Below are 22,638 nucleotides of genomic sequence, written 5' to 3' on the forward strand. Positions count from 1 at the left end.
GTGAAGGTCGAGACCCCCAGGCCGAGTCTGGACCTTGTCGCCGCGGGCGCGGCGCTCGGCCTGCTCAGCGCGCAGCTCGTCGTAGCCGAACATCTCCTTGGCGCGCGCCGTGGCGGCCTCGTAGTTCCCGGAGTCGTACTCCAGGCCGGCGACCGTGGTGAACGGGAACTCCTCGTGGGTGATCCAGTTCTTCTCCCGGATCACCAGCGGGTCCACGCCGACCTCGACCGCGAGACTCGTCCATCAGCCGCTCGATCGCGAACGTCGCCTCCGGCCGGCCGGCGCCGCGGTAGGCGTCGGTCCAGGTCTTGTTGGTCAGCACGTTGGTGGTCTGGAACTGGTACGCCGGGAACTTGTAGATCGCGTTGAACATGAACGCCCCGAGCACCGGCACACCCCCGCCGACGATCGCGACGTAGGCGCCGAGGTCGGCGAGCAGGTCCACCTTGAGGCCGGTGACCGTGCCGTCCTTGGTGGCGGCCAGGGTGAGCCGCTGCCACTGGTCGCGGCCGTGGTGGGCGGTGAGCAGGGACTCGCTGCGGGTCTCGGTGAACTTCACCGGCTTGCCGAGCCGGCGGGCGACCGCGAAGGCGATCATCTCCTCCGGCGTCTGCTGCAGCTTGCCGCCGAAGCCGCCGCCCACGTCGGGGGCGATCACCCGGATCTTGGACTCCGGTACGCCGGTCGTGGCCGCCAGCGCGAAGCGCAGGATGTGCGGCACCTGGGTCGCCGACCACATGGTGATCTGCTCGCCGGTCGGGTCGACCACCACGCTGCGCGGCTCCATGAACGCCGGGATCAGCCGCTGCTGGCGGTACTCCCGCTCGATCACGATCCCGTTGCTGCGCGCCTCGGCGATGGCCGCCTCGACGTCGCCGCCCGTGCCGGCCTCCGCGGAGTCGAAGCGCCACACCGCGCTGACGTTGGTGCCGAGGTCGGGGTGCGCGATCGTCCCGCCGTTCTCGTGGGCGGCCGCGGCCTCCTTGAGGTCGAGCGCCGCCGGCAGGCTCCTCGTAGTCCACCTCGACCAGCTCGGCGGCGTCGCGGGCCTCGGCCGCGCTGCGGGCCACGACCACGGCTACGGTCTCGCCGGCGAAGGCGACCCGGTCGGTCGGCATCGGCACGTGCGCGGGGGTGACCTGGTCCTCCACGACCGGCCAGGCGTTGATGCACGCGCCCGGCCCTCGCCGAGGTCGGCACCGGTGAGCACGGCGACCACGTTGGGGGCGTTCTTCGCCTCGCTGGTCTCGATGCCGGTGATCCGGGCGTGCGGGAACGGGCTGCGCACCATCGCCAGGTGCAGCATCCCCGGCAGGGTGATGTTGTCGGTCCACCGGGTGCGACCGGTGATGAGGCGCTGGTCCTCCTTGCGGCGGCGGTCCCGGCCGATCTCGTGCTGGGTCGTCGGCTCCTGGGTGGCGGTCATGCCGACGCCCCCTCGTTGGTCGAGCCTGTCGAGACCCCGGCGGCGTGCTGAACCGCGCGCACGATGTTGTGGTAGCCCGTGCACCGGCACAGGTTGCCCTCCAGGCCGAGCCGGATGGCCTCCTCCGACGGGCTCGGGTTCTCCGCGAGCAGGTCGACGGTCTGCATGATCATCCCCGGCGTGCAGAACCCGCACTGCAGGCCGTGGCACTCCCGGAAGGCCTCCTGCACCGGGTGCAGCGTGCCGTCCTCGCCCGCCAGCCCCTCGACCGTGGTGACCTCCGGCCGTCGGCCTGGACCGCCAGCACGTTGCAGGACTTCACGCTGCGGCCGCCGAGGTGGACCGTGCAGGCACCGCAGCCTGCTGGTGTCGCAGCCGACCACGGTGCCGGTCTTGCCGAGCTTCTCGCGGAGGTACTGCACCAGCAGCATCCGCGGTTCGACGTCGTCGGACACCCGCTGCCCGTCGACGGTGAGGTTGATCCGGGCCATGACGCTCCCTGGGACGAGGTGGCTGTGACCTGGCTCACGCTAGGCAGCGAAGGTTGGTCGGTGGTTGTCACCCGAGACGGCGGCGCCACGACTACCGTCTCGCCTCATGAGGCGAGGGACCTGGCTGCTGGGGATCGTGCTGCTGGTCCCGACCGCGTGCGGCGAGGTGAACGACCCCTCGACCGCAGGGGCGTACGACGGCGCATCCACGGGCACCACCGCCTCCCCCGGCACCTCGCTGCAACCGATCGGCCGGCCGATCGACGTCGGCGGCCTGCGCGTGAGCGTGCGGGCCGGCGAGGTCGGTGGCGACGAGGACGGTCCGTGGCTGTCGGCGACGATGCACGTGGAGAACCAGGGCGACAAGCCCCTCGCGCTGCCGGACCTGGAGTCGCACTGCTCCGGGTCGACGACCGTCGGATACATGGCGGGGGACGTCGTCGTGGTCCGTCCCGGCCGCTCGTCCGATGCCGAGGCGACCCTCCTCATCAACGGCCCCCACGAGGACGAGGACGACTACTACGCACCGATCGCCCGCTGCGAGGGCACCGCTTCGATCTCGGTGACGGTGTCGTCGGGCCAGCCGGACTACACGATGTCGGAGTCGGACGGCTGGATCCTCGACCCGCGCACGCTCGCCGCCCTCAACGCCCGGCTCCCCTTCACCCGGGCGCACGAGGCGCCCCAGGATCCCGGCCGCCCCTACGCCTGGGTCGACGGCGCCCTCCCCGAGGGCTACCAGGTCGTCGTGGTCCCCGGAATCACCGCCGACCAGGCGATCCAGGCGTTACGGCCGGTGCGGGGCGCTACGTCGGAGGAGTACGAGCGGGTCGCCGTCATCGAGCGCCCCGAGGGTGTCGTGCTGTTCACGACGTGGTTCGTGGCGGACCGCTCCGTGCGGGCGCTGAGCCGCGGCGGGCGCCTCGCGGCGTCGTACTCGAACACGGTGGAGGGGGACGACCACGTCCTCGTCGTCCGCGACGGCAGGGTCGTGCGCAGCTTCGACCCCTTCACCGGTGACGTCTACGCCCCCGGCGGGCCGCTGCCGCAGGAGAAGGGGCTCGACCTCGAGAACGACACGTGGGCCGCGTCCTTCACGCTGCTCGAGCGGCTCACCGGCGTGCCGATCGACGAGGAGTGGCTGACCGACGACGCCCACCCGGGTTTCCGGCTGCGGGACTAGTCCGCGACCGCGAGCCGCGCCTTCAGCAGCGGTACGGCGGGGTGCCCGGCCCGGCCGTCTCGGCCCAACCGCAGCAGGCAGGCCTCCACGACAGCCGTGTCGTAGGGGGCGAGACTCGACGTAGCGCAGGACGGCGTCGGGCTGGGGGTCGGCGAGCAGGGCCTCGCGGACGGCGACGGCGACGTACTCCCCCATCTCGACCAGGGCCGGGCTCTCGGTGCCGGGGAGCAGGTCGCCGCCGTAGGCGTCGACGGCTGCAGCGACGTTGCCCCCGCGCAGCAGGCCGAGGACGTGGTCGACGTCGGTGGCGATCGGCATCAGCAGGCGGTAGGGACGCGAGGCGAGCCTGGCCGGCGAGGGCGTGGCGCAGGTGCGAGACCTCGGCCTTGAGGGTGGAGAAGGTGACGGCGTGGTCGCCGTAGAGCAGGGCGTGCAGGCTGGTCGAGCGAGAGCCCGTCGGGGTGCAGGGCGAGCAGCGCGAGGATCTCGGTCTGGCGGCGGTTGAGCAGCAGCCGCTGGCCGTCGACGCGCGCCTCTGCGGTGCCGAGGAGGCTGAGCACGAGGCCGGGCTCGACGAGGTCCTCCACGGCCGGGGGCCGCTGGTGCTCGGCGGTGCGCGGCAGGGCCTGCTCGACCAGCCGGGCCAGCACCCGGGCGGTCGCGAGCCCGATCGGGTGGGTGCGCTCCCAGGTCGTGGAGATGTCGAGGACGCCGAGCTTGGCGCCGCTGACCGGGTCGTGCAGGGGCGCGGCCCAGCACACCCAGCCTGTGCACGAAGGGGGCGTAGTGCTCGGCGCTGAACACCATCGAGGGCCGGTCCAGCCGGTTGGCGAGGTCCAGCGCGTTGGTGCCGACCGAGGCGTCGTCCCAGCGGCCGCCGGGCACGAAGTTCACCGTCTCGGCCTTGCGGCGCATCACCCGGCCGCCGTAGGTCCACAGCACGCGGGTGTCCGGGTCGGTGACGGCGAGCACGAGGTCCCCGTCCTCGGCGGTACGACGCAGGCTCCTCCTCGACGCGCTCGACGGCGACCTGCAGCGCCGAGCCCTGCCAGAACGAGCGGGTCTCGGACTCGTCGGCCAGCGGCGCCTCGACGACGTCGTGGCTCAGCGAGGCGCCCGAGCGGGTCCAGGCTGTCCAGGATCTCGGGACGCACCAGCGACGCGGCCCGGTCGCCCTCCTCGACGAAGGTCGTCCATGCGGACAGCGCGGCGCGGCGGCGCTCGGCGAGACTCACCCATGACCGCACCCTACCCCCGTGGGTGTGACCGCCGTCACGCGTGGATGCGGCCCTCCCGTGCGGCCAGCGGCTCGCCCGAGCCGCCCCAGCGCCCGGCGACGATCTCGGCGGCGATGCTGATCGCGGTCTCCTCCGGCGTCCGGGCGCCGAGGTCGAGCCCGATCGGGCTGCGCAGCCGGGCCAGGCTCGTCCTCGGTGACGCCCGCCTCGCGCAGGCGGGCCAGCCGGTCGTCGTGGGTACGACGCGAGCCCATCGCCCCGACGTAGCCGACCTCCGGCAGGCGCAGCGCCACCTCCAGCAGCGGTACGTCGAACTTCGGGTCGTGCGTCAGCACGCAGATCACGGTCCGGCGGTCGATCCGGCCGGCCTCCGCCTCGGCGGTGAGGTAGCGGTGCGGCCAGTCGACGACCACCTCGTCGGCGCCGGGGAACCGGCTCGCGGTGGCGAAGACCGGGCGCGCGTCGCACACGGTGACCCGGTAGCCGAGGAAGCCGCCGACCCGGGCGACCGCGGCGGCGAAGTCGATCGCGCCGAAGACCAGCAGCCGGGCGGCCGGCGCGAAGGCCCACACGAACACGCGCATCCCCTCCCCCCGACGCTCGCCGTCGGGCCCGTAGGACAGGGTGCCGTGGTGGCCGGCGGCGAGCAGCCCGAGCGCGTCGTCGCGCACCGCGTCGTCGATCCGCGGGCTCCCGAGGCTGGCACTGGTGGGGGTGTCGGGGCGGATCACCACGCGGCGTCCGACGAACGCGGGGTCGGGGTGGTCCACGACGGTCGCGACCGCGACCGGGCGGCCCGCGTCGATGTCGGCGGCGATCTCGCCGGGCTCGGGGAAGGTCTGCTTGCTGACCTTCTCGACGTACACGTCGAGGATGCCGCCGCAGGTGAGTCCGACGGCGAAGGCGTCGTCGTCGGAGACGCCGTAGCGCTGGAGGGTCGGCTCGTCGGTCGCGACGACGGACTGGGCGAGGTCGTAGACCGCGCCCTCGACACAGCCGCCGGAGACCGAGCCGACCGCGGAGGCGTCCGGCCCGACGAGCATCGAGGCTCCGGGCGGGCGCGGAGCGGAGCGGAAGGTCGCGACGACCGTGCCCATGCCGACGCTCTCGCCGGCCTCCCACCAGGCGAGCAGACTGGGGCAGCACCTCACGCATCGGCCAGCACCTCGGTCAGGGCGGCGAAGGTCGCCAGCGAGTGGCCGGCGAGGAAGGCGTCGACGTACGGCAGCACCGCGACGATCCCCTGCTGGACCGGGGCGTAGCCCTCCCTTGCCGCGGTGCGGGTTGACCCACACGACGCGGTGCGCGAGCCGGTGCAGCCGGGCGACCTGCTCGCCGAGCAGGGTGGTGTCGCCGCGCTCCCAGCCGTCGCTGAGCACGACCACGACGGCGCCGCGCGCCATCCCGCGCTGGCCGTGCCGGTCGAGGAAGGCCTGCAGGGTCTCCCCGAGCCGGGTCCCGCCCGACCAGTCGGGCACGGCCTGGCCCGCCGCAGCGATCGCCCGCTCCGCGTCCCGCAGCCGCAGCGGCCGGGTGATCCGGGTCAGCCGGGTGCCGAGGGTGAAGGTCTCCACGTCGCCGCCCGCCGCGGTGATCCGGTGCGCGAGGCGCAGCAGCGCGTCGGCGTACCCGCTCATCGAGCCGGACACGTCGACCAGCAGCACCACCCGGCGGCTGCGGGTCGCGCGCTCCCGGCGGTGGATCCGTGCCGGCTCGCCCATCCGGCGCAGGCTGGCGCGCAGGGTGCGGGAGGCGTCGACGGCCCCCCGCCGGTGCGGCGTACGACGCGCGGCGGTTCGGGTCGGCAACCGGACCGGCAGCCCGGCGAACATGCCCGCGAGCCGGGCCCGCTCCGCCGGGTCGAGCGCGGCGACATCGCGGTGCCGCAGCACCTCCGCGGCGCTGGCCGCCGCACGGACCGGGTCCTCCTCGGCCTCGCCCGCGCCACCCCCGTGGTCGTCGGGGAGCAGGCTGGCCGCGGGACGGGGCTGCTCGACCCGCTGGCGTCGTACCGGGGCGGCGAGGTCGCGGCTGAACCACTCCTCGAACACCCGGTCGTGCCGCTCCAGGTCGTCGCGGGTCGCGCACAGCGTGGCCCGCCCGGCAGTGCGGGTGGCCGCGCGGTCGCCGAGGCCGACCAGGGAGACGGCGTCGAGGTAGGCCTGCGCCCGGTCCGGGGTGACCCCGACCCCGGCGGCGCGGAGCGCGGTGGCGAAGCCGAGCAGGATCTCGTCGGCGGCGTGCAGCGTCGTCATCGGGCCAACATCCGGTCGAGGGCGGCGCGGACGCGCTCGGCGTCGTCGCGGTACTTCACCAGCGCGCCGAGCGTGCGCGCCGCGGTCTCCACCTCGGACTCGACGGTGCCGAGGTGCTGCAGGGCGCGCGCCCAGTCCAGGGTCTCCGCGACGCCCGGCGGCTTGAGCAGGTCGTTGCCGGCGCGCAGCCTGCTGGACGACGCCCACGACCTGGCGGGCGAGCGCCTCGCTGACCTCGGGCGCCCGGGAGCGGACCACGGCGATCTCGCGGTCCAGGCCCGGGTGGTCGATCCAGTGGTAGAGGCAGCGCCGCTTGAGCGCGTCGTGCAGGCTCGCGGGTCCGGTTGGAGGTCAGCACGACGGTCGGCGGGGTGCTCGCCTGGATCGTGCCGAGCTCGGGGATGGTCACCTGGAAGGTGGACAGCACCTCCAGCAGGAACGCCTCGAACTCGTCGTCCGCGCGGTCCACCTCGTCGATGAGCAGCACGACCGGGGACTGCTGCAGCGCGGCGAGCACCGGGCGCGCGAGCAGGAACCGCTCGTCGTACAGGCTCTTCTCGGCCTCGGCCAGGTCACCCCGCTCTCCGCCGGAGAGTGCCTCCAGCGCCCGCAGGTGCAGGATCTGGCGCGGGAAGTCCCAGTCGTAGAGCGCCTGGGTGGCATCGATCCCCTCGTAGCACTGCAGCCGGATCAGCGGCCGGTCCAGCGCCACCGCGACCGCCTCGGCGAGGGCCGTCTTGCCGGTGCCGGGCTCGCCCTCCAGCAGCAGCGGGCGGCCCATCTCCAGGGAGAGGAACAGCACGGTGGCGAGGTCGTCGTCGCAGAGGTACCCGGTCTCGCCCAGCCGGCGCGCGAGGTCGGCGACACGGGTGTCCATGCACCAAGGCTAGGCCGCCGCCGTTGGTCCGAGGTTGGCAACTGTTGCCGAATCAGCGGGTGTCGACGTCGTGACCCTGCGCCAGGTCGCCGCACTCGACCAGCACGGGGTCGTGGCGGGCGAGGTACTCCCGCGCACCACGGTCGCCGGTCGCACTGGCCGCGACGCCGGCCCAGTGGTCCCGGCCGAGCAGGACGGGATGCCCCGGCCGCCCGTCGTACGACGCCCGGGCGAGCGTGCTCGCCTCCGCTCCGGGTGCGAGGACCCGGGCCACCACCGCCGAGGTGACGTCGGGCAGGTCGACGAGGTGGACCAGCGCGGCTTCCCCCTCGGCCGCGGCCAGCCCGGTCGCGAGCGAGGCGCCCATCCCGCTGGCCCAGTCGTCACTGCGCACGACCGTGACGCCCGAGAGTCCGGCGACCAGTGGCTCCGCCTCGTCGGCGCCCGCGCCGAGCACGACCACCACCCGCGGGCAGCCACCCTCGCGCAGCACCCGCACCGCGCGGACCAGCCACGACCCGTGCTCGTCGTGCACCAGTGCCTTGGGCATGCCCATCCGGGAGCCGGCGCCGGCGGCGAGGAGGAGCCCGGTCACGCTCATGCCCCGAACATGCCACAGGGCCCCCGCGCGGTGCGCGGGGGCCCTGTGGGCTGTGCTCGGTCGAGCGGCGGGACTCAGAAGTCCATGCCGCCCATGCCGCCGGTCGGGTCGCCCGCGGGGGCGGCCTTCTCCGGCTTGTCGGCCACGACGGCCTCGGTGGTGAGGAACAGCGCGGCGATCGACGCGGCGTTCTGCAGCGCAGAGCGGGTCACCTTGGCCGGGTCGATGATGCCGTTGGCCAGCAGGTCGACGTACTCACCGGTCGCGGCGTTGAGGCCCTGGCCGGCGGGAAGGTTCGCGACCTTCTCCGCCACGACGCCACCCTCGAGACCGGCGTTGATCGCGATCTGCTTGAGCGGAGCGGACAGCGCCACCTTGACGATGTTGGCACCGGTGGCCTCGTCGCCCTCGAGCTCGAGCCTTGTCGAAGGCCGTGGCACCGGCCTGGACGAGCGCGACGCCACCACCGGGCAGGATGCCCTCCTCGACGGCAGCCTTCGCGTTGCGGACGGCGTCCTCGATGCGGTGCTTGCGCTCCTTGAGGCTCGACCTCGGTGGCCGCGCCGACCTTGATGACGGCCACGCCGCCGGCCAGCCTTGGCGAGGCGCTCCTGCAGGCTTCTCGCGGTCGTAGTCGGAGTCGCTGTTCTCGATCTCGGCGCGGATCTGGTTGACCCGGCCCTCGATCTGGGCCTGGTCGCCGGCACCCTCGACGATGGTGGTCTCGTCCTTGGTGATGACGACCTTGCGGGCCTGGCCGAGCGAACTCGATGCCGGCCGACTCCGAGCTGAGGCCGACCTCCTCGGAGATGACCTGGCCGCCGGTCAGGATCGCGATGTCCTGCAGCATGGCCTTGCGGCGGTCGCCGAAGCCGGGGGCCTTGACGGCGACCGACTTGAACGTGCCGCGGATCTTGTTGACGACCAGGGTCGACAGCGCCTCGCCGTCGACGTCCTCGGCGAGGATGACGAGCGGCTTGCCCGACTGCATGACCTTCTCCAGCAGCGGCAGCAGGTCCTTGACGTTGCTGATCTTGGAGTTGGCGATGAGCACGTAGGCGTCCTCGAGGACGGTCTCCATGCGCTCGGGGTCGGTGACGAAGTACGCCGAGATGTAGCCCTTGTCGAAGCGCATGCCCTCGGTGAGCTCCAGGTCGATGCCGAAGGTGTTCGACTCCTCGACCGTGATCACGCCCTCCTTGCCGACCTTGTCCATCGCCTCGGCGATGGCGTCGCCGACGGTGGCGTCGCCGCCGGCGGAGATGGTGGCGGTGGCGGCGATCTGCTCGCGGGTCTCGACGTCCTTGGCCGGGCCGAGGAGCCTGCTCGGAGACGGCGCTCACGGCCGCCTCGATGCCGCGCTTGAGACCCATCGGGTTCGCGCCGGCGGCCACGTTGCGCAGGCCCTCCTTGACGAGCGCCTGGGCGAGGACCGTGGCGGTCGTCGTACCGTCACCGGCGACGTCGTCGGTCTTCTTGGCGACCTCCTTGACCAGCCTCGGCGCCGATCTTCTCGTAGGGGTCCTCGAGCTCGATCTCCTTGGCGATGGAGACACCGTCGTTGGTGATCGTGGGGGCGCCCCACTTCTTCTCCAGGACGACGTTGCGGCCCTTGGGGCCAAGGGTGACCTTGACGGCGTCGGCGAGCGTGTTCATGCCACGCTCGAGGCCACGCCGGGCCTCCTCGTTGAAAGCAATCAGCCTTCGACATAACTCCTGCGATTCCTTCGCGATGTCCGTTATCACTCTCAAGGCGAGAGTGCCAGCATCATGTTTAGCACTCGACCATGGCGAGTGCAAGGAGCGGGGTGCTCTTCTCAGCCTCGGCTCAGCCGCCGTACGACGGCCTCGGCGAAGTGCGCGGCGTTCGCCGGCTCGACGTCGAGGTAGAGGCCCGGCTCGATCGACTCCAGGCTCGCTGACCACCCAGGCGTCGCGCCAGACCATCAGGTCGATCCGCGCATAGGCCAGGTCGGCGCCGGTGCGCCGCTCCACGGCACGCACCGCCTCCACCGCGACACCGGCCCGGATCGGGTCGAGCGGGACCGGGCGGGTGCTGCCGCCGTACAGGCTCGTGGACGCGGACCTCGCCGCTCGCCCCGCCGGCCGGCAGACTTGTCCACCTGGCTCACCGCGGCGCCGCCGAGGACGTAGACCGAGGACTCCCCGACCGTGCGCACCGTCTCCACGACCGGCTGGATGATCCAGGGCCCACGGGCCAGGCCCTCGAGCCGGTAGTCGGTGAAGGCTCTCCGCCACGACGAGCCCGTTGCCGCCGGCGCCGGTGCGCGGCTTGATCACCACGCTCCCCCACCGCTCCAGGCCGGCGCGCAGGCCGAGGGCCAGCTCGGTGTCGTCGAGGGGCGCCGTCGGGACCATGGGCACGACGTCCGCGAGTCTCGGCCAGGTAGATCTTGTCGGCGTTCCAGCCGAACACCTCGGCTCCGTTGAGCAGCGGGGTCGTGGCCTCGACGCGGGACGCCCAGGCGAGGAACTCCGGCAGGCGGCGGTGGTAGTCCCACACCGACCGGGCCGCGACGAGGTCGGCGCCCGCCCAGTCGACGGACGGGTCGTCCCAGCGCGCCCAGCGCGCGTCCACCCCGCGCTCGGCGAAGGCCTCGACGAGCAGGTCGCCGCCCGGCTCGCCGTCGGGCATCAGGTCGTAGGTCGCGAGCAGCACCGTGGTCACGCCCGCGAGGCTAACCGGCGGGGCCTCGGCGCTCCGGCGAGCCTCCGCCCGGCGCCGGCGCGTGGTGCCCGAAGGGGACGTCCTGGGCATGACCCAGCGCCAGGAGCACCGAGGGCAGCAGCGCCTTCGCCGTGCGCTTGTAGCCCAGCGCACTGGGGTGGAAGCGGTCGAGGCTGAACATCTCGTCGGGGTTGGTGATGAAGAAGGGCCCCACCACCCGGGCCAGCGAGACCGCGTGCGCGCCGTTGCGCACCGTCACCTCGGCCTGGGCACCGGCGAGCCTGGCGCGACATCCGCGAGCCCAGCGAGCGCAGCGGCTGTGGCACCGGCCGCAGCGCGCCCAGGTCCGGGCAGGTGCCGACGACGACCTCGGTCCCCTGCTCCCGCAGCCGGACCACCGCCTCCTCCAGGCCTGCGCCGCGGAGGTCGCCACCGGGATCCGGTGGGTCACGTCGTTGCCGCCGACCACGATGACCGCCACGTCCGCGCGGTACCCCGGCGGGAGCCCGTCGAGCCTGGCCCGCCAGCGCCGAGGTCTCCGAGCCGACGATCGCGGCGGTGCGCAGCCGGACCGGGCGGTGCAGGCTCGCCCGCGAGGCCGCGGGCGACGCGCGCGCCGAGGGTGTCCTTCGGGCGCTCGGCGCCCAGGCCCGCGGCGATCGAGTCGCCCAGCACCAGCAGGTCCAGCGGTACGCCGGCGTACTTCTTCTTCCACGTCTTGTCGGCCGGGACCGCCTGCTCCCCCAGCGGCTTGCCGATCCGGGCCCGGGCGATCGCGGCCTGGCGGCGCAGCAGACTCGCGTCCCCCGCCGGTGGTGACCCCGACGCCCGCGAGGGCGACGCCGACGGCGACCAGGGTCCTGCGGGTGCGGCTCATGCCTGCTTTGAACCAGAGCCCCCTGAACGGACGGTGGCCCTGCGGTGGCGGGTCGGTGTCAGGAGCCCGCGACCTCGATCACCGGCTCGTGGCGCACGGGGAAGTTCACCGACGCGGCGATGAAGCAGTTCTCGCTCGCCTCGTGGTGGATCTCCCGGGCCAGCCTGCACGTGCGCGGGATCGGCGACGGTGACCCGCGGTCGCAGCACCACCTCGGTGAAGTGCCCACCCTGACCGGCCTGGGCCATCGTGCCGACCGGGCTGTCGTCGTAGGCCGTGACGACGACGCCGTGCGTGACCGCGCTGTGCAGGTAGGACAGCAGGTGGCACTGGGCGAGCGCGGCCAGCAGCAGCTCCTCGGGGTTCCAGCGGGTCGCGTCGCCGCGGAAGGTGGGATCGGCCGAGCCGGCGAGGTCGGGCTTTCCGGCGGCGGTGAGCAGGACGTCGCGGCCGTAGTCGCGGTAGCCCGTCGTACCGCTGCCCCGGTTGCCCTGCCAGACCAGGTCGAGCGCGTAGTGGTGATCGGTCACTCGACCCATTCTGTAGCGAGAACGCGTTCTAGTTTGGCAGTCTGTCCGGTGTGACCCCCACCACAGCGACCGTGCAGCGCCCGCTCAACCTGGCCGACGTGCTCGAGGCGATGGCCGACGCCCTGCCCGACCGCGTCGCCATCTTCACCCGCGACCGGGCGTGGACCTTCGCCGAGATCGACGACCGCTCGACCCGGCTGGCCAACCACCTGATCGGTCTCGGCGTCCGTCCCGGCGAGCACGTCGCGGTGCACGCGACCAACCGGATCGAGTGGGTGGACGCGCTCTACGGCTGCCTCAAGGCGCGGGCGGTGCCGATCAACATCAACTACAAGTACCTGCGCGACGAGCCTGGCCTACCTCTACGACAACGCCGACTGCGTCGCCGCGATCATCGCCCCCGAGTACGTCGAGGCGGTGCGCGCGCTCGACGTACCGAGCCTGCGGGAGCCTGGTCGTCCTCGGCGAGGGCTACGACGCCGCGCTCGCCGCCGCCTCCCCCGAGCGCCCGGTCAACGGACGCAGCGCCGACGACCACTACGTGCTCTACACCGGCGGCACCACCGGCAACCCCAAGGGCGTGGTGTGGCGCAACGAGGACCTGATGCGCGCCGCCCTCAACGCCGCCCGCTACGGCGCACCGCTCGACTCGGTCGAGCAGACCCGTGGAGGAGGCGCTCGCCGTCGAGGCGCCGATGGTGCTGCTCGCGTGCGGGCCGATGATGCACGGCGGCAGTCAGTGGATCCTCGGCAACGGCCACGTCGCCGGCCAGACCGTCGCGCTCTACACCGAGCCGACGTTCAGCGCCGAGGGTGTGCTCGACCTGGTCGAGCAGGCCCGGGTCGTCTCCCTGACCTTCCTCGGCGACGCGATGGGCCGCCCGGTCGCCGAGGCGATCCTCGCCGAGCCGGACCGGTGGGACCTGAGCAGCCTCGCGGCGGTGTCCAACGGCGCGGCACCGCTCTCGGACGGCGTACGGGAGGAGATCCGGCGGGCCCTGCCCGGCCGCTTCGTCCTGGACACCTACGGCGCCTCCGAGTCGGGCGCCGCAGGATCCCGCATCGACGACGGCTCCGAGGCACCCACCGGCGCGCCCCGGTTCACCGTGGACGACAAGGTGGAGGTGTTCGCCCCCGACCTGACGCCCTGCCCGGTCGGCGTGGAGGGCCTGCTCGGCCGGCGCGGCGCGGTGCCGCTGGGCTACTACAAGGACCCGGTGAAGTCCGCCGCGACGTTCAAGGAGATCGACGGCGTGCGCTGGGCGATCCCGGGCGACTTCGCCCGCCGCGAGGAGGACGGCTCGGTCACCGTGCTCGGGCGCGGCTCGGTCTGCATCAACACCGGCGGCGAGAAGGTGCACCCCGAGGAGGTCGAGGCGGTGCTGCTGCGCCACGACGAGGTGTTCGACGCCGTCGTCGTCGGAACGCCGCACGAGCGTTGGGGCCAGCAGGTCACCGCGCTCGTCCAGCGCCGCGAGGGCTCGACGCTCGACGAGGAGGGCGTGCGCGCCCACTGCCGGGCGCTGATCTCGAACTACAAGGTGCCCAAGACCGTGTTCTTCGTGGACGAGGTGCCGCGCACGCCGGTCAGCAAGGTCGACTACCCCGCCAGCGCCGCGCTCGCGGCCACCCTGTTGTCGACAGGGCAGGTCTAGGCAACATAAGATCCGCTGACCGGCGTGGCGGGAGTCCGCGCCCATCGCTCTCCGGGGGACTCGTGCGTCGCTTCCTGATCCTGCTCTGCGCTGCGGCGCTGGGCCTGACCGTGCTCGGCGCCCAGCCGGCCTCGGCCGCGCCGCTCTGGTTGTACGTCAACGGCGGCGCGCTGCTGAGCGAGAACGGTGACGGCTACTGGGAGTCGGCCACCGTGCACGTGAGCACCAACGCCGACTCCGCACACTGGGTCCTCGCCGGCCTGGGCAAGACCGTCGCGGAGGGCGATCTCACCGACGAGCAGGCTCGAGGCCGCCCACGTGGGCCATCCCGCGGAGATCGCGGTGGTCTCGCTGACCACCGGTGCGACGCTCGCCGCCGGCACCTACCGGTTCACCGTGACGGCCACCGCCGCCGACCAGGCCCCCACGACCCGGGCCACCGACATCCATGTCAGCACGGCGCGCCCACTGACCTCCATGGCGCGGAGCGCGACCGTCATCTTCCCCAACGACCTCAACCCCGGTGTCGCGCAGGAGATCGCCTTCCGGCACGGTCTCGATGCCACCACCCTCGCCTGGGGCGGGATCCGGTTCGAGGTGGTCGGCCCTGGAGGCGCCGTCTACGGGCCTTGGAACGTCGACGCCCGGGACCCGTTCCTGCGCTGGAACGGCAGAGACTCCAACGGCGACACGGTCGCTCCGGGCGTCTACCGCATGCGCCTCACGGTCGACGACGACCAGGGGCCCAAGGACGGGCCCCTGTCAGAGCCGTTCGGGGTCTCCCGCGCCTACCGGGTCTTCAGCCAGCGCACGAGCGTCCAGCGGGCCAACGCGACCCGGTCCGCGACCCTGACCCGGCGGCACGCCCGCATGCGGGTGGTGGACGGCAGCCTGCGCTACCGCCGGACCACCTCCAACTGGCGCAAGACCTCGCTCGTCCGCACGGCGCACGGCGTACGGATCCCCCGCGATCGCATCCCAGGCTCGCGGGCGCTGCTGATCATCCGCGGTCGCTGGAAGTACAGCGACGTCGACCTGGAGGTCGTCGCCCCGGGCGGCAAGGTCCGCAACCTCGACATCTACGACGAGGGCGGTCCCGGCTACCTCGGCTTCCAGGTCCCCCCGAGCCTGATCCGCCCGGACGGGACCGTGCGCTTCCGGGTGCTGTGGACCGGCACCTTCGCGAGGACGGGTCGCGTCGACTGGGTCGGCGTCCGCATCGACAAGTGGGTCTGGCGGGACCTGTGAGGCGCGCCGCCGTTCTCCTGCTCCCGCTGCTCGTGCTCGCCGCCGGGTGCGGGGACGACACGGACGCGCCGGAGGACGAGCGCTCGGCCGGGCCCACCCGGCTCGTGGTGACCAAGGCCGACGGCAGCGAGGTCGTGCTCGACGACATCACCGCCACCTGCGGCCCCAGCGAGGAGTACCCCGACACCGAGATGCTGCAGCTGCGGGGCACCGTGGGCGGCGCACGGCTCATCGGGGAGATCCTCCCGGACGACGTCGACGGCGGTCGTGCCTTCGAGCCTGCCCATCGAGACCGGTGACCAGGAGGTCGGCCCGAAGAACCTCTACCTCTTCGTCGCCGTCCGGCCCGACGTGGAGACCGCCACCAGCGAGGAGGAGTCGAGCGGGGCGCTGACGGTCGTGCGCGCCTCGTGCGACCCGGTCACGGTCGAGCCTGACGGTGAAGGGGACGCTCGGCTCGGAGCTCAGCGACGGTGCGACCGTCGACGTCGAGGGCCGGATCGTCTTCCCGGCCCCCGTCGGCTGAGACCTCTCGCCTCAGCAACCCCCCGCGACGGCCGGGATCACCGACACCTCGGCGCCGTCGGGCGTCGGGGTGGCGAGGTCCTGCTCGAAGCGGACGTCGTCGTTGTTGACGTAGACGTTGACGAACCGGCGCAGCTTTGCCGTCCTCGTCGACGATCCGGCCCTTGATCCCGGCGAAGCGCGCGTCGAGGTCGTCGAGGATCTCCGCGAGGGTGGCGCCGGTCGCGCTCACCTCGGAGTCACCGCCGGTGTAGGTGCGGAGGATGGTCGGGATCCGGACGCTGACTGCCATGGGAGTTCCTTCGATTCTGCGAGTGCTGCGGGTGCGGGAGGGGTTGATCAGAGACCCGTGGCCTTGAAGGCGGCGTAGGTCGGGGCGATGGTCGCGGCGGCGCCGACCTGGCCGGAGACCGCGTCGAGGGTCTTCAGGCCGTGGCCGGTGTTGATGACGACGGTCTCGAGCGTGGGGTCGAGCCTGGCCGGTCTCGACGAGCTTCTTGGTGACGGCGAGCGTCGTACCGCCGGCGGTCTCGGTGAAGATGCCCTCGGTGCGCGCGAGCAGGACGATCCCGGCGCGGATCTCCTCGTCGGTGACCTCCTCGACCGCACCGCCGGTACGACGGGCGATGTCGAGCACGTAGATCCCGTCCGCCGGGTTGCCGATCGCCAGGCTCTTGGCGATCGTGTCGGGCTTGACCGGGCGGATCGCGTCGGTGCCGGCCTTGTAGGCGGTGGCGACCGGGCCGCAGCCCTCGGCCTGCGCACCGAAGATCCGGTACGGCTTGTCCTCGACGAGGCCGAGCCTTGATCAGGCTCCTGGAAGGCCTTGTCGACCTTGGTCGACCTGCGAGCCGGAGGCGACCGGGATGACGACCTGGTCGGGCAGGCGCCAGCCGAGCCTGCTCGGCGATCTCGTAGCCCAGGGTCTTCGAACCCTCGGCGTAGTAGGGCCGCACGTTGACGTTGACGAACGCCCAGCCCTCCTCCTCGCCGGCGATCTCGGAGGCGAGCCTTGTTGACGTCGTCGTAGTTGCCGTCGACGGCGACCAGGTTCTCGGTGAAGATCGCCGAGTTGACCTGCTTGGGCTGCTCCAGGTTGCTCGGGATGAAGACCACGGTCTTGATCCCGGCGCGGGCACCGGCGGCGGCCACGGCGTTGGCGAGGTTGCCGGTGGAGGGGCAGGCGAAGGTGGTGGCACCGAGCTCGCGAGCGGCGCTCAGCGCGCAGGCGACGACCCGGTCCTTGAAGGAGTTCGTCGGGTTGGTCGAGTCGTCCTTGACCCAGATCTTCGCGACACCGAGTTCCGGCGGCGAGGTTCTTGGCGTCGAGCAGCCGGGTGAAGCCGGGCTCGGTGTTGGGGCTGGACTCGATGTCCGCTGGCACCGGCAGCAGCGCCTTGTAGCGCCAGATGTTGCGCGGTCCGGCCTCGATCTCCTCGCGGGTCACCTGCGGGAAGTCGTAGGCGATCTCCAGCGGGCCGAAGCACTCCGGGCACGCGTAGAACGGGCCCAGGTCGACCCGGTGGCCGCACTCGCGACAGGACAGGGCGGTGGCGTGCCCGAAGGCGCCCTCACGCAAGCCGGTCGTCGTCTCGGTGGTCGTGTCCCGCTCGGTCACAACGGCGCTCATGGATTCCTCCTTCTCATCTGTCCCGTGCGACTTTCGCCGGGTCGGATTTGGCACCGTTTTCCGCGACGTCCGCGTCACTTGCGCTGGCGCGTCCGGGAGTTCGCGGCGGTTGCCGGGACTTCTTCGGGCCGTTCCCTCAGTCCCTCTGGATGAGCAGGATCAGCGTACGGGTGACAGGTCACCCACTACGAATCGAGATCCCGGATGGCGAGACTGTCGTCCAGGATTCGAGACGGTACGACGCTCAGCGGCGCGCACGCGCGTCGGCGGCCAGCCGGCTGAGCAGCGCGATCACGCCCTCCGGCCCTCGGACGACGACGTCGGAGAGCCTCCACGAGCGCGCTCTGCTCGTCCGAGGCCGAGCACACCCGCAGCGGCGCGACGCCCTGATTGGCCAGGCTCCTCGACCGCCTCGAAGGCCTCCACGTCGCCGAGGTCGTCACCGGCGAAGACGAAGCCCTGCGCGTCGAGCACGGCCGCCAGCCGGTCCACGACCAGGCCCTTGTGCGAGCCCGCCGAGCGGACCTCGATCACCGACCGCCCCGGCTCCAGCACCAGTCCGTGCTGGCGGGCGAGTCTCCCGCATCGGCGGCAGCAGCCGGTCGAAGGCCGCCTCGGGGTCCGGCAGCCGGCGCGTGTGCACCGCCACCGCGAGTCCCTTGTCCTCCACGAAGGCGTCGTCGGCACCGGCCAGGCGCAAGGTGCGTGGCAGGTCCCGCTCGAAGGTCGCCAGCCCACGCGGCGGCCGCGCTCCCAGGATCCGGCGCCGGCCCGAGCCTCCACCGCTCGTTGCCGTACTGGCCGAACACGAACAGGCTCCTTGCCGGCCGCCTGCAGCGCGTCGCCGACCTCCTCCAGCCCGCCCAGGTCCAGCGCCTGCCGGGCCGGGCGACCGGTGATCACCGCGATCGCCGCCACCTCGGAGGCGAGGTCCACCAGCGCAGCAGCGGCATCGGGGTGGATGTGCGCCTTCGCCGGGTCGTCGACGATCGGGGCCAGCGTGCCGTCGAAGTCGAGCCCGACCACCGTCCGGGAAGCGACACCGACCACGGTGTCGTACCGCTGCTCACCCTCGGCCGTCGTGAACCTCACTGCCCCATCCCACCACGTCTCCACATGACGACGGTGTCCGCCAGGTGAAAACTCAACCCTGTGACCCTCACCCCGCCCGCCGGCCAGCCAAAGGTGCCGGCAGCGCGGGACGAAGCCGGCCCGGAACCGGAGGAAGCGAGGAACGAGCGACCGCAGGCGCAGGGAGGCGCCGTTCCGCGCGCCGGCAGGCTTGCCGCCGGGCGGAGGCGGACCTACGCGAGCCAACAGCGAGGCCGGCAGCGCGGCGCGACGAAGGAGCGACGCGCTCGGCCCAGACAGACTCAGTCCAGTCTCGCCGGTGAGGATGAGCGTGAGGTTCTTGTCCGACATGTCGGAGCCGGTGTCGGCGGGCTTGATCCGGGCGATGCCCAGGTCGAGCGCGAGCAGCCTGGGCCGCGGCCTTCTTGCCCTGCGGGTAGTAGACCGTGGTCGCCGGGACGGTGCCGTACCAGTTGTCGGCGGCGGCGACCGGCCAGCCGGCCTCCTTGACCTTCTCCGAGACCCGGCCGGCGAGGCCCTTGATCGCGGTGTTGTTGAAGACCACGACCGGCTGGTTCGCGCGGTTGACCGGCTTCGGCTTGGGCTTGTCCGAGGCCTTCTGCGTCGGCGAGGCGGACGACGAGCCGCCGGAGGAGGCGGTGTCGGTGGGGTCCGGGGTGCTGGCGGCGGTGGTCGCGGAGATGTCGCGCTCGGCGGGCTTGTCACCGCGGGTCGCGACGAAGGCGACGACGGCGAGGACGACCGCCACCACGCTCAGCAGTACGACGGGCGAGGGCAGCACGGCACCGCGCTGGTCACCGGGGCGGGTGGGGCGAGCAGGCCAGGTGGGGAAGGTCATGGCCGCCTCTCTCGTGGCGTGGGTCAGATCTCGAAGCCGAGGCGCCGGGCGGAGCGCTGGCGCTGGCGCTGAGAGCGCAGGCGACGCAGCCGGCGCACGAGCAGCGGGTCGTGCGCGAGGGCCTCGGGGCGGTCGATGAGGGCGTTGAGCACCTGGTAGTAGCGGGTGGCGCTCATGTCGAACTGCTCGCGCACCGCGGTCTCCTTGGCGCCGGCGTACTTCCACCACTGGCGCTCGAACTCGAGGATCCCGCGGTCCCGCTCGCTGAGGTCACCCGGAACGGCCGGGGTGGCGTCCTGGTGGCTGCGCTCGGCGCTCATGAGGTCTCCTCGACACTCTCGACAGGTGGACGACGCCACTGTAACCCGCGAATCACACGGATGTCATTCGCTCGGGCCTCCGCGCGCCGCCCCGTAGGCTCGAGGCCATGGCGAACAGCGAGACCACCGGCTGGGGCATCCTGGCGACCGGCAAGATCGCCCGCTCCTTCGCGACGGACCTGGCCCTGGTGCCGGGCGCCCGGCTGGCGGCGGTCGGCTCCCGCTCGGCCGACGGTGCGGAGGCGTTCGTGGCCGAGCACGGCACGCCGCAGACCCGGGCGCACGGCAGCCTACGACGCCCTGCTGGCCGACCCCGACGTCGACGTCGTCTACGTCGCCACGCCGCACGCCCTGCACCTGGAGAACGTCCGCGCGGCCTTCGCCGCCGGCAAGCACGTGCTGTGCGAGAAGGCGCTGACGCTGCGGGCCCCGGACGCCGAGGAGATGGTCCGGCTGGCCCAGGAGCACGACCGCTTCCTGATGGAGGCGATGTGGATGGCCTGCCACCCGGTGATCCGCGAGCCTGCGCACGGAGCCTGGCGAGCGGCCGCTTCGGCACGCCCCGCCACGTGGCAGCCGAGTCTGGGCTTCCGGGTGGACGCCGGACCCGCGGACCGGATGTTCGCCCCCGAGTCCGGCGGTGGGGCGCTGCTGGACATGGGCATCTACCCGCTGACCTTCGCCCACCTGATGCTCGGCGAGGCCGAGGAGCCTGACCGCGACCGCGAGCCTGGCGCCGAGCGGGATCGACCTGGACATCGCGATCGCCGGACGCTACCCGGGAGGTGCGCTCGCCACGCTGAACGCCTCGATGACGTCCTGGTCCTCGCGCGGCGCCGCGATCGCCACCGACCTGGGCCGGATCGAGTCGCAGGGCGACTTCCACCACCCCACCGCCGCCGTCTTCACCCCGGTCGGCCGGCCCGAGGACGCCGTCACCCTCGCCGGGACCGAGCCGGTGGTCGGACGCGGATACGGCAACGAGATCCTGGAGGTGCAGGGCTGCCTGGCCGCCGGCTTGCGGGAGAGCCCGCTGGTGCCGCACGCGCAGACCCTCACCGTCCTGCGGCAGATGGACGCGCTGCGCGCGAGCACCGGGATCCGCTACCCGGACGACCCGGCCTGACCCGCGCTGAGGTAGCGCACCACCGCCAGCACCCGCCGGTGCGACTGGTCGTCGTCGGGTGAGAGACCGAGCCTTGGCGAAGATCCGCTGGGTGTGCTTCTCCACGCCCGCCAGCGAGACGACCAGCGCGTCGGCGACCGCGGCGTTGGAGCGCCCCTCGGCCATCAGTGCCAGCACCTCGCGCTCGCGCGGGGTCAGGCTCCTCCAGCGGGTCCCGGCGCCGGCCCATGAGGTGCCGCACGACCAGCGGGTCGAGCACCGTCCCACCCGAGCGCACGCTCTCCAGCGCGTCGAGGAACTCCGCGACCTCGCTGACCCGGTCCTTGAGCAGGTAGCCCACGCCGCCCTCGCCGGTGGCGAGCAGACCGTCGGCGTACGACGCGACGACGTACTGCGACAGCACGAGCACCCGCGCACCGGGCCACCGGGTCCGGACCGCGACCGCGGCGCGCAGGCCCTCGTCGGTGTGGCTCGGCGGCATCCGGACGTCGACCAGCGCGAGGTCCGGACGGTGCTCCAGCACCGCCTCGACGAGGGCCGGGCCGTCGCCGACGGCGGCGACCACCTCGTGACCGGCCTCCGCCAGCAACAGTCTGGAGGCCTTCACGCAGCAGCACCGAGTCGTCGGCTACCACGATCCTCAACGCAGCGGCACCTCCGCTCGCAGCCGGGTCGGCCCGCCCTCGGGCGAGGCGAGCAGCAGTCGTCCGTCCACGCCGTCGAGCCGCTCCTGGAGCCCGGACAGGCCGTGGCCGGGGCGCGCGGACGCACCGCCACGTCCGTCGTCGTCGATCGTCACCTGCAGCGCGCCGTCCACGACGACCAGGGTGACATCGGCCCGGCTGGCACCGCTGTGCTTGACCACGTTGGTGAGCGCCTCGGCGACCACGAAGTAGGCCGCGGTCTCGACCGCCAGCGGCAGTCCCCTCGGTACGTCGGCCACGACCCGCACCGGCACCGGCTGGCCGTCGGCCATCTCCCCCACCGCGGCGGCGAGGCCGCGGTCGACCAGCAGCGGCGGGGCGATGCCGCGGGAGAGGGCGCGCAGGCTCCTCGACCGCGGCCCGGGTCTGCGCGACGGCGGCGTCCAGCGTGCGGGCGGCGTGGTCGGGGTCCTGGGAGAGCCTGGATCCGGGCGCGGCCCAGGTCCATGCCGAGCCGGATCAGGCGCTGCTGCGGGCCGTCGTGGATGTCGCGCTCCAGGCGGCGCAGCGACTCCGCCTCGGCCCGGTGCGCGGACTCGCGGCTCTGCTCGACCCGGGCGACCCGGCCCTGCAGACTCGGCACGGCTGGTGAGCAGCACGGACGCCAGGCTGCTGTGCAGCACGGCCGCGAGGCGCACGGCCAGCGGCAGGGTCAGCAGCGCGACCAGCCCGATGGCGGTGTTGAACCAGACGTCGGTGGACCGGCTGTCCCCGAGGCCGACCAGGTCGGCGAGGCCCTGCTGGTCGCTGTCGCGCGGCAGGAAGCGCTCCCAGAACCAGTACGACGCCCCGGTGCCCACCGCGGCCCACCACACCAGCGCGATCCCGAACGCGATCGTGCCGGTCAGCAGGCCGACCAGCGACCACACCACGTCGAGCCAGGACTGCGGGTCGCGCAGCGGGGTGAGCGTGCGCCGCCAGAACCGGTCACCCTCCCCCGCCCGCAGGTACGCCGGCGCCGGCACCTCCTGCCCGCGCAGGGCGCGCAGCCGGACCCGCTCCAGCACGGCGAAGGCCCGCGCCACGAGCGCCGCCACGACGACCACGAGGACGCCCCCGATCAGGATCGACAGGGCTGCTCCGAGGGCGAGCAGGGTAATGACGACGACGTGAGCAACGAGGGCGAGCGGGAAGGCCGACAGTGCGTACCCGGAGTCGTGGAGGGTGCGCGCCACCAGCCCGCGGCGCACGGGCCGCGGCGCGCTGTCGTCGGCGACGGCATCGAGGTCCACGGCGGGATCGGGCGGCGGGCTCGGGCTCATCAGCAGGGTCTCGGTCAGGCTCTCGGTCATGACGTCCAGCCTGGTCGCCGGGCGTCGTACCCGGAATCCTG

General features: G+C 73.0%; 21 protein-coding genes, 6 pseudogenes and 1 riboswitch. Of the genes and pseudogenes, 7 read left to right on the forward strand and 20 right to left on the reverse strand.

Annotated elements, in window-relative coordinates; all coding sequences use genetic code 11:
* Positions 1-64: 64 nt before the first annotated feature.
* The 3 genes from G5V59_RS36710 to G5V59_RS14660 all read right to left on the reverse strand — a co-directional run bounded on the left by G5V59_RS36710 (position 65) and on the right by G5V59_RS14660 (position 1,917).
* Entirely contained in the window at positions 65-913 is an 849-nt protein-coding gene (locus G5V59_RS36710) for a molybdopterin cofactor-binding domain-containing protein (protein ID WP_341350946.1), read from the reverse strand.
* 165 nt (positions 914-1,078) lie between these two features.
* Complete coding sequence (locus G5V59_RS14655; protein WP_278256944.1) at positions 1,079-1,426, reverse strand: hypothetical protein; 348 nt, start codon at positions 1,424-1,426, stop codon at positions 1,079-1,081.
* Positions 1,423-1,917 carry a (2Fe-2S)-binding protein gene (locus tag G5V59_RS14660; protein WP_341350947.1) on the reverse strand — a complete coding sequence of 165 codons (495 nt, stop codon included), beginning with the start codon at positions 1,915-1,917 and terminating at the stop codon, positions 1,423-1,425. Before G5V59_RS14660 ends, G5V59_RS14655 begins: the two co-directional genes overlap by 4 nt.
* A gap of 136 nt (positions 1,918-2,053) precedes the next feature.
* Here G5V59_RS14660 and G5V59_RS14665 point away from each other — a divergent pair, with 136 nt between their 5' ends.
* Complete coding sequence (locus G5V59_RS14665) at positions 2,054-3,100, forward strand: DUF6461 domain-containing protein (RefSeq protein ID WP_278256945.1); 1,047 nt, start codon at positions 2,054-2,056, stop codon at positions 3,098-3,100.
* Positions 3,101-3,122: 22 nt separating this feature from the next.
* Here G5V59_RS14665 and G5V59_RS14670 read toward each other — a convergent pair whose 3' ends face one another.
* The 10 genes and pseudogenes from G5V59_RS14670 to G5V59_RS14715 form a co-directional block, all read right to left on the reverse strand.
* The gene (locus G5V59_RS14670) at positions 3,123-4,037 is read right to left on the reverse strand and encodes a hypothetical protein (protein ID WP_278256946.1); all 915 of its coding nucleotides are present in this window, start codon (positions 4,035-4,037) and stop codon (positions 3,123-3,125) included.
* A complete protein-coding gene (locus tag G5V59_RS14675) occupies positions 4,015-4,335 on the reverse strand; it encodes a hypothetical protein (protein ID WP_278256947.1) in 321 nt (106 codons plus the stop codon). The genes G5V59_RS14670 and G5V59_RS14675 overlap by 23 nt, the downstream gene beginning before the upstream one ends.
* A gap of 37 nt (positions 4,336-4,372) precedes the next feature.
* The gene (locus tag G5V59_RS14680; RefSeq protein WP_341351211.1) at positions 4,373-4,522 is read right to left on the reverse strand and encodes an XdhC family protein; all 150 of its coding nucleotides are present in this window, start codon (positions 4,520-4,522) and stop codon (positions 4,373-4,375) included.
* A gap of 61 nt (positions 4,523-4,583) precedes the next feature.
* A pseudogene (locus tag G5V59_RS14685) lies at positions 4,584-6,593 on the reverse strand (VWA domain-containing protein); the annotation flags it as partial.
* Positions 6,594-6,648: 55 nt separating this feature from the next.
* Entirely contained in the window at positions 6,649-7,470 is an 822-nt protein-coding gene (locus G5V59_RS14690; RefSeq protein WP_278256948.1) for an AAA family ATPase, read from the reverse strand.
* A gap of 52 nt (positions 7,471-7,522) precedes the next feature.
* Positions 7,523-8,071, reverse strand: a complete 549-nt coding sequence (locus tag G5V59_RS14695; protein ID WP_278256949.1) for a nucleotidyltransferase family protein — start codon at positions 8,069-8,071, stop codon at positions 7,523-7,525.
* A gap of 74 nt (positions 8,072-8,145) precedes the next feature.
* Positions 8,146-9,727, reverse strand: a pseudogene (groL, locus tag G5V59_RS14700) (chaperonin GroEL).
* Between the two features lie 472 nt (positions 9,728-10,199).
* A complete protein-coding gene (locus G5V59_RS14705) occupies positions 10,200-10,760 on the reverse strand; it encodes a hypothetical protein (RefSeq protein WP_278256950.1) in 561 nt (186 codons plus the stop codon).
* Positions 10,761-10,770: 10 nt separating this feature from the next.
* Positions 10,771-11,637, reverse strand: a complete 867-nt coding sequence (locus G5V59_RS14710; protein ID WP_278256951.1) for a GDSL-type esterase/lipase family protein — start codon at positions 11,635-11,637, stop codon at positions 10,771-10,773.
* On the reverse strand, positions 11,634-12,167 hold the full coding sequence (locus tag G5V59_RS14715; RefSeq protein ID WP_278256952.1) for an OsmC family protein: 534 nt from the start codon (positions 12,165-12,167) through the stop codon (positions 11,634-11,636). The genes G5V59_RS14710 and G5V59_RS14715 overlap by 4 nt, the downstream gene beginning before the upstream one ends.
* 71 nt (positions 12,168-12,238) lie before the next feature.
* On the opposite strand from G5V59_RS14715, the gene G5V59_RS14720 reads away from it, so the two are divergent.
* The 4 genes from G5V59_RS14720 to G5V59_RS14735 all read left to right on the forward strand — a co-directional run bounded on the left by G5V59_RS14720 (position 12,239) and on the right by G5V59_RS14735 (position 15,369).
* On the forward strand, positions 12,239-12,772 hold the full coding sequence (locus tag G5V59_RS14720) for an AMP-binding protein (RefSeq protein WP_278256953.1): 534 nt from the start codon (positions 12,239-12,241) through the stop codon (positions 12,770-12,772).
* 60 nt (positions 12,773-12,832) lie between these two features.
* Positions 12,833-13,822, forward strand: coding sequence for an AMP-binding protein (locus G5V59_RS14725; RefSeq protein ID WP_278256954.1), 990 nt, complete (start codon positions 12,833-12,835; stop codon positions 13,820-13,822).
* A 318-nt stretch (positions 13,823-14,140) separates the two neighbouring features.
* Positions 14,141-15,070, forward strand: a complete 930-nt coding sequence (locus G5V59_RS14730; protein ID WP_278256955.1) for a hypothetical protein — start codon at positions 14,141-14,143, stop codon at positions 15,068-15,070.
* Entirely contained in the window at positions 15,067-15,369 is a 303-nt protein-coding gene (locus G5V59_RS14735) for a hypothetical protein (protein ID WP_278256956.1), read from the forward strand. The genes G5V59_RS14730 and G5V59_RS14735 overlap by 4 nt, the downstream gene beginning before the upstream one ends.
* A gap of 238 nt (positions 15,370-15,607) precedes the next feature.
* On the opposite strand, the pseudogene G5V59_RS14740 reads toward G5V59_RS14735, so the two are convergent.
* The 5 genes and pseudogenes from G5V59_RS14740 to G5V59_RS14760 form a co-directional block, all read right to left on the reverse strand.
* Positions 15,608-15,887, reverse strand: a pseudogene (locus G5V59_RS14740) (MoaD/ThiS family protein).
* Positions 15,888-15,934: 47 nt separating this feature from the next.
* Positions 15,935-17,225 (reverse strand): annotated as a pseudogene (gene thrC, locus G5V59_RS14745) (threonine synthase).
* Between the two features lie 10 nt (positions 17,226-17,235).
* Positions 17,236-17,381, reverse strand: a riboswitch (SAM riboswitch).
* Positions 17,382-17,516: 135 nt separating this feature from the next.
* Positions 17,517-18,317: a trehalose-phosphatase gene (locus G5V59_RS14750; protein ID WP_278256957.1), complete on the reverse strand. Its 801-nt coding sequence runs from the start codon at positions 18,315-18,317 to the stop codon at positions 17,517-17,519.
* 67 nt (positions 18,318-18,384) lie between these two features.
* A complete protein-coding gene (locus G5V59_RS14755; protein ID WP_278256958.1) occupies positions 18,385-19,155 on the reverse strand; it encodes a LytR C-terminal domain-containing protein in 771 nt (256 codons plus the stop codon).
* Positions 19,156-19,178: 23 nt separating this feature from the next.
* A complete protein-coding gene (locus G5V59_RS14760; RefSeq protein WP_278256959.1) occupies positions 19,179-19,475 on the reverse strand; it encodes a DUF3263 domain-containing protein in 297 nt (98 codons plus the stop codon).
* Positions 19,476-19,535: 60 nt separating this feature from the next.
* On the opposite strand from G5V59_RS14760, the pseudogene G5V59_RS14765 reads away from it, so the two are divergent.
* Positions 19,536-19,898, forward strand: a pseudogene (locus tag G5V59_RS14765) (Gfo/Idh/MocA family oxidoreductase); the annotation flags it as partial.
* A gap of 388 nt (positions 19,899-20,286) precedes the next feature.
* Complete coding sequence (locus tag G5V59_RS14770; protein ID WP_278260300.1) at positions 20,287-20,601, forward strand: hypothetical protein; 315 nt, start codon at positions 20,287-20,289, stop codon at positions 20,599-20,601.
* Here the strand turns inward: G5V59_RS14770 and G5V59_RS14775 are convergent.
* Together G5V59_RS14775 and G5V59_RS14780 are read right to left on the reverse strand one after the other, a co-directional pair.
* A pseudogene (locus G5V59_RS14775) lies at positions 20,580-21,245 on the reverse strand (response regulator transcription factor). The gene G5V59_RS14770 and the pseudogene G5V59_RS14775 overlap by 22 nt on opposite strands.
* Positions 21,242-22,597 (reverse strand): sensor domain-containing protein, encoded by a 1,356-nt coding sequence (locus G5V59_RS14780; protein WP_278256960.1) that lies wholly within the window; start codon positions 22,595-22,597, stop codon positions 21,242-21,244. Before G5V59_RS14780 ends, G5V59_RS14775 begins: the two are co-directional and overlap by 4 nt.
* Between the last annotated feature and the right edge of the window lie 41 nt (positions 22,598-22,638).

The organism is Nocardioides convexus (genome assembly GCF_011090295.1).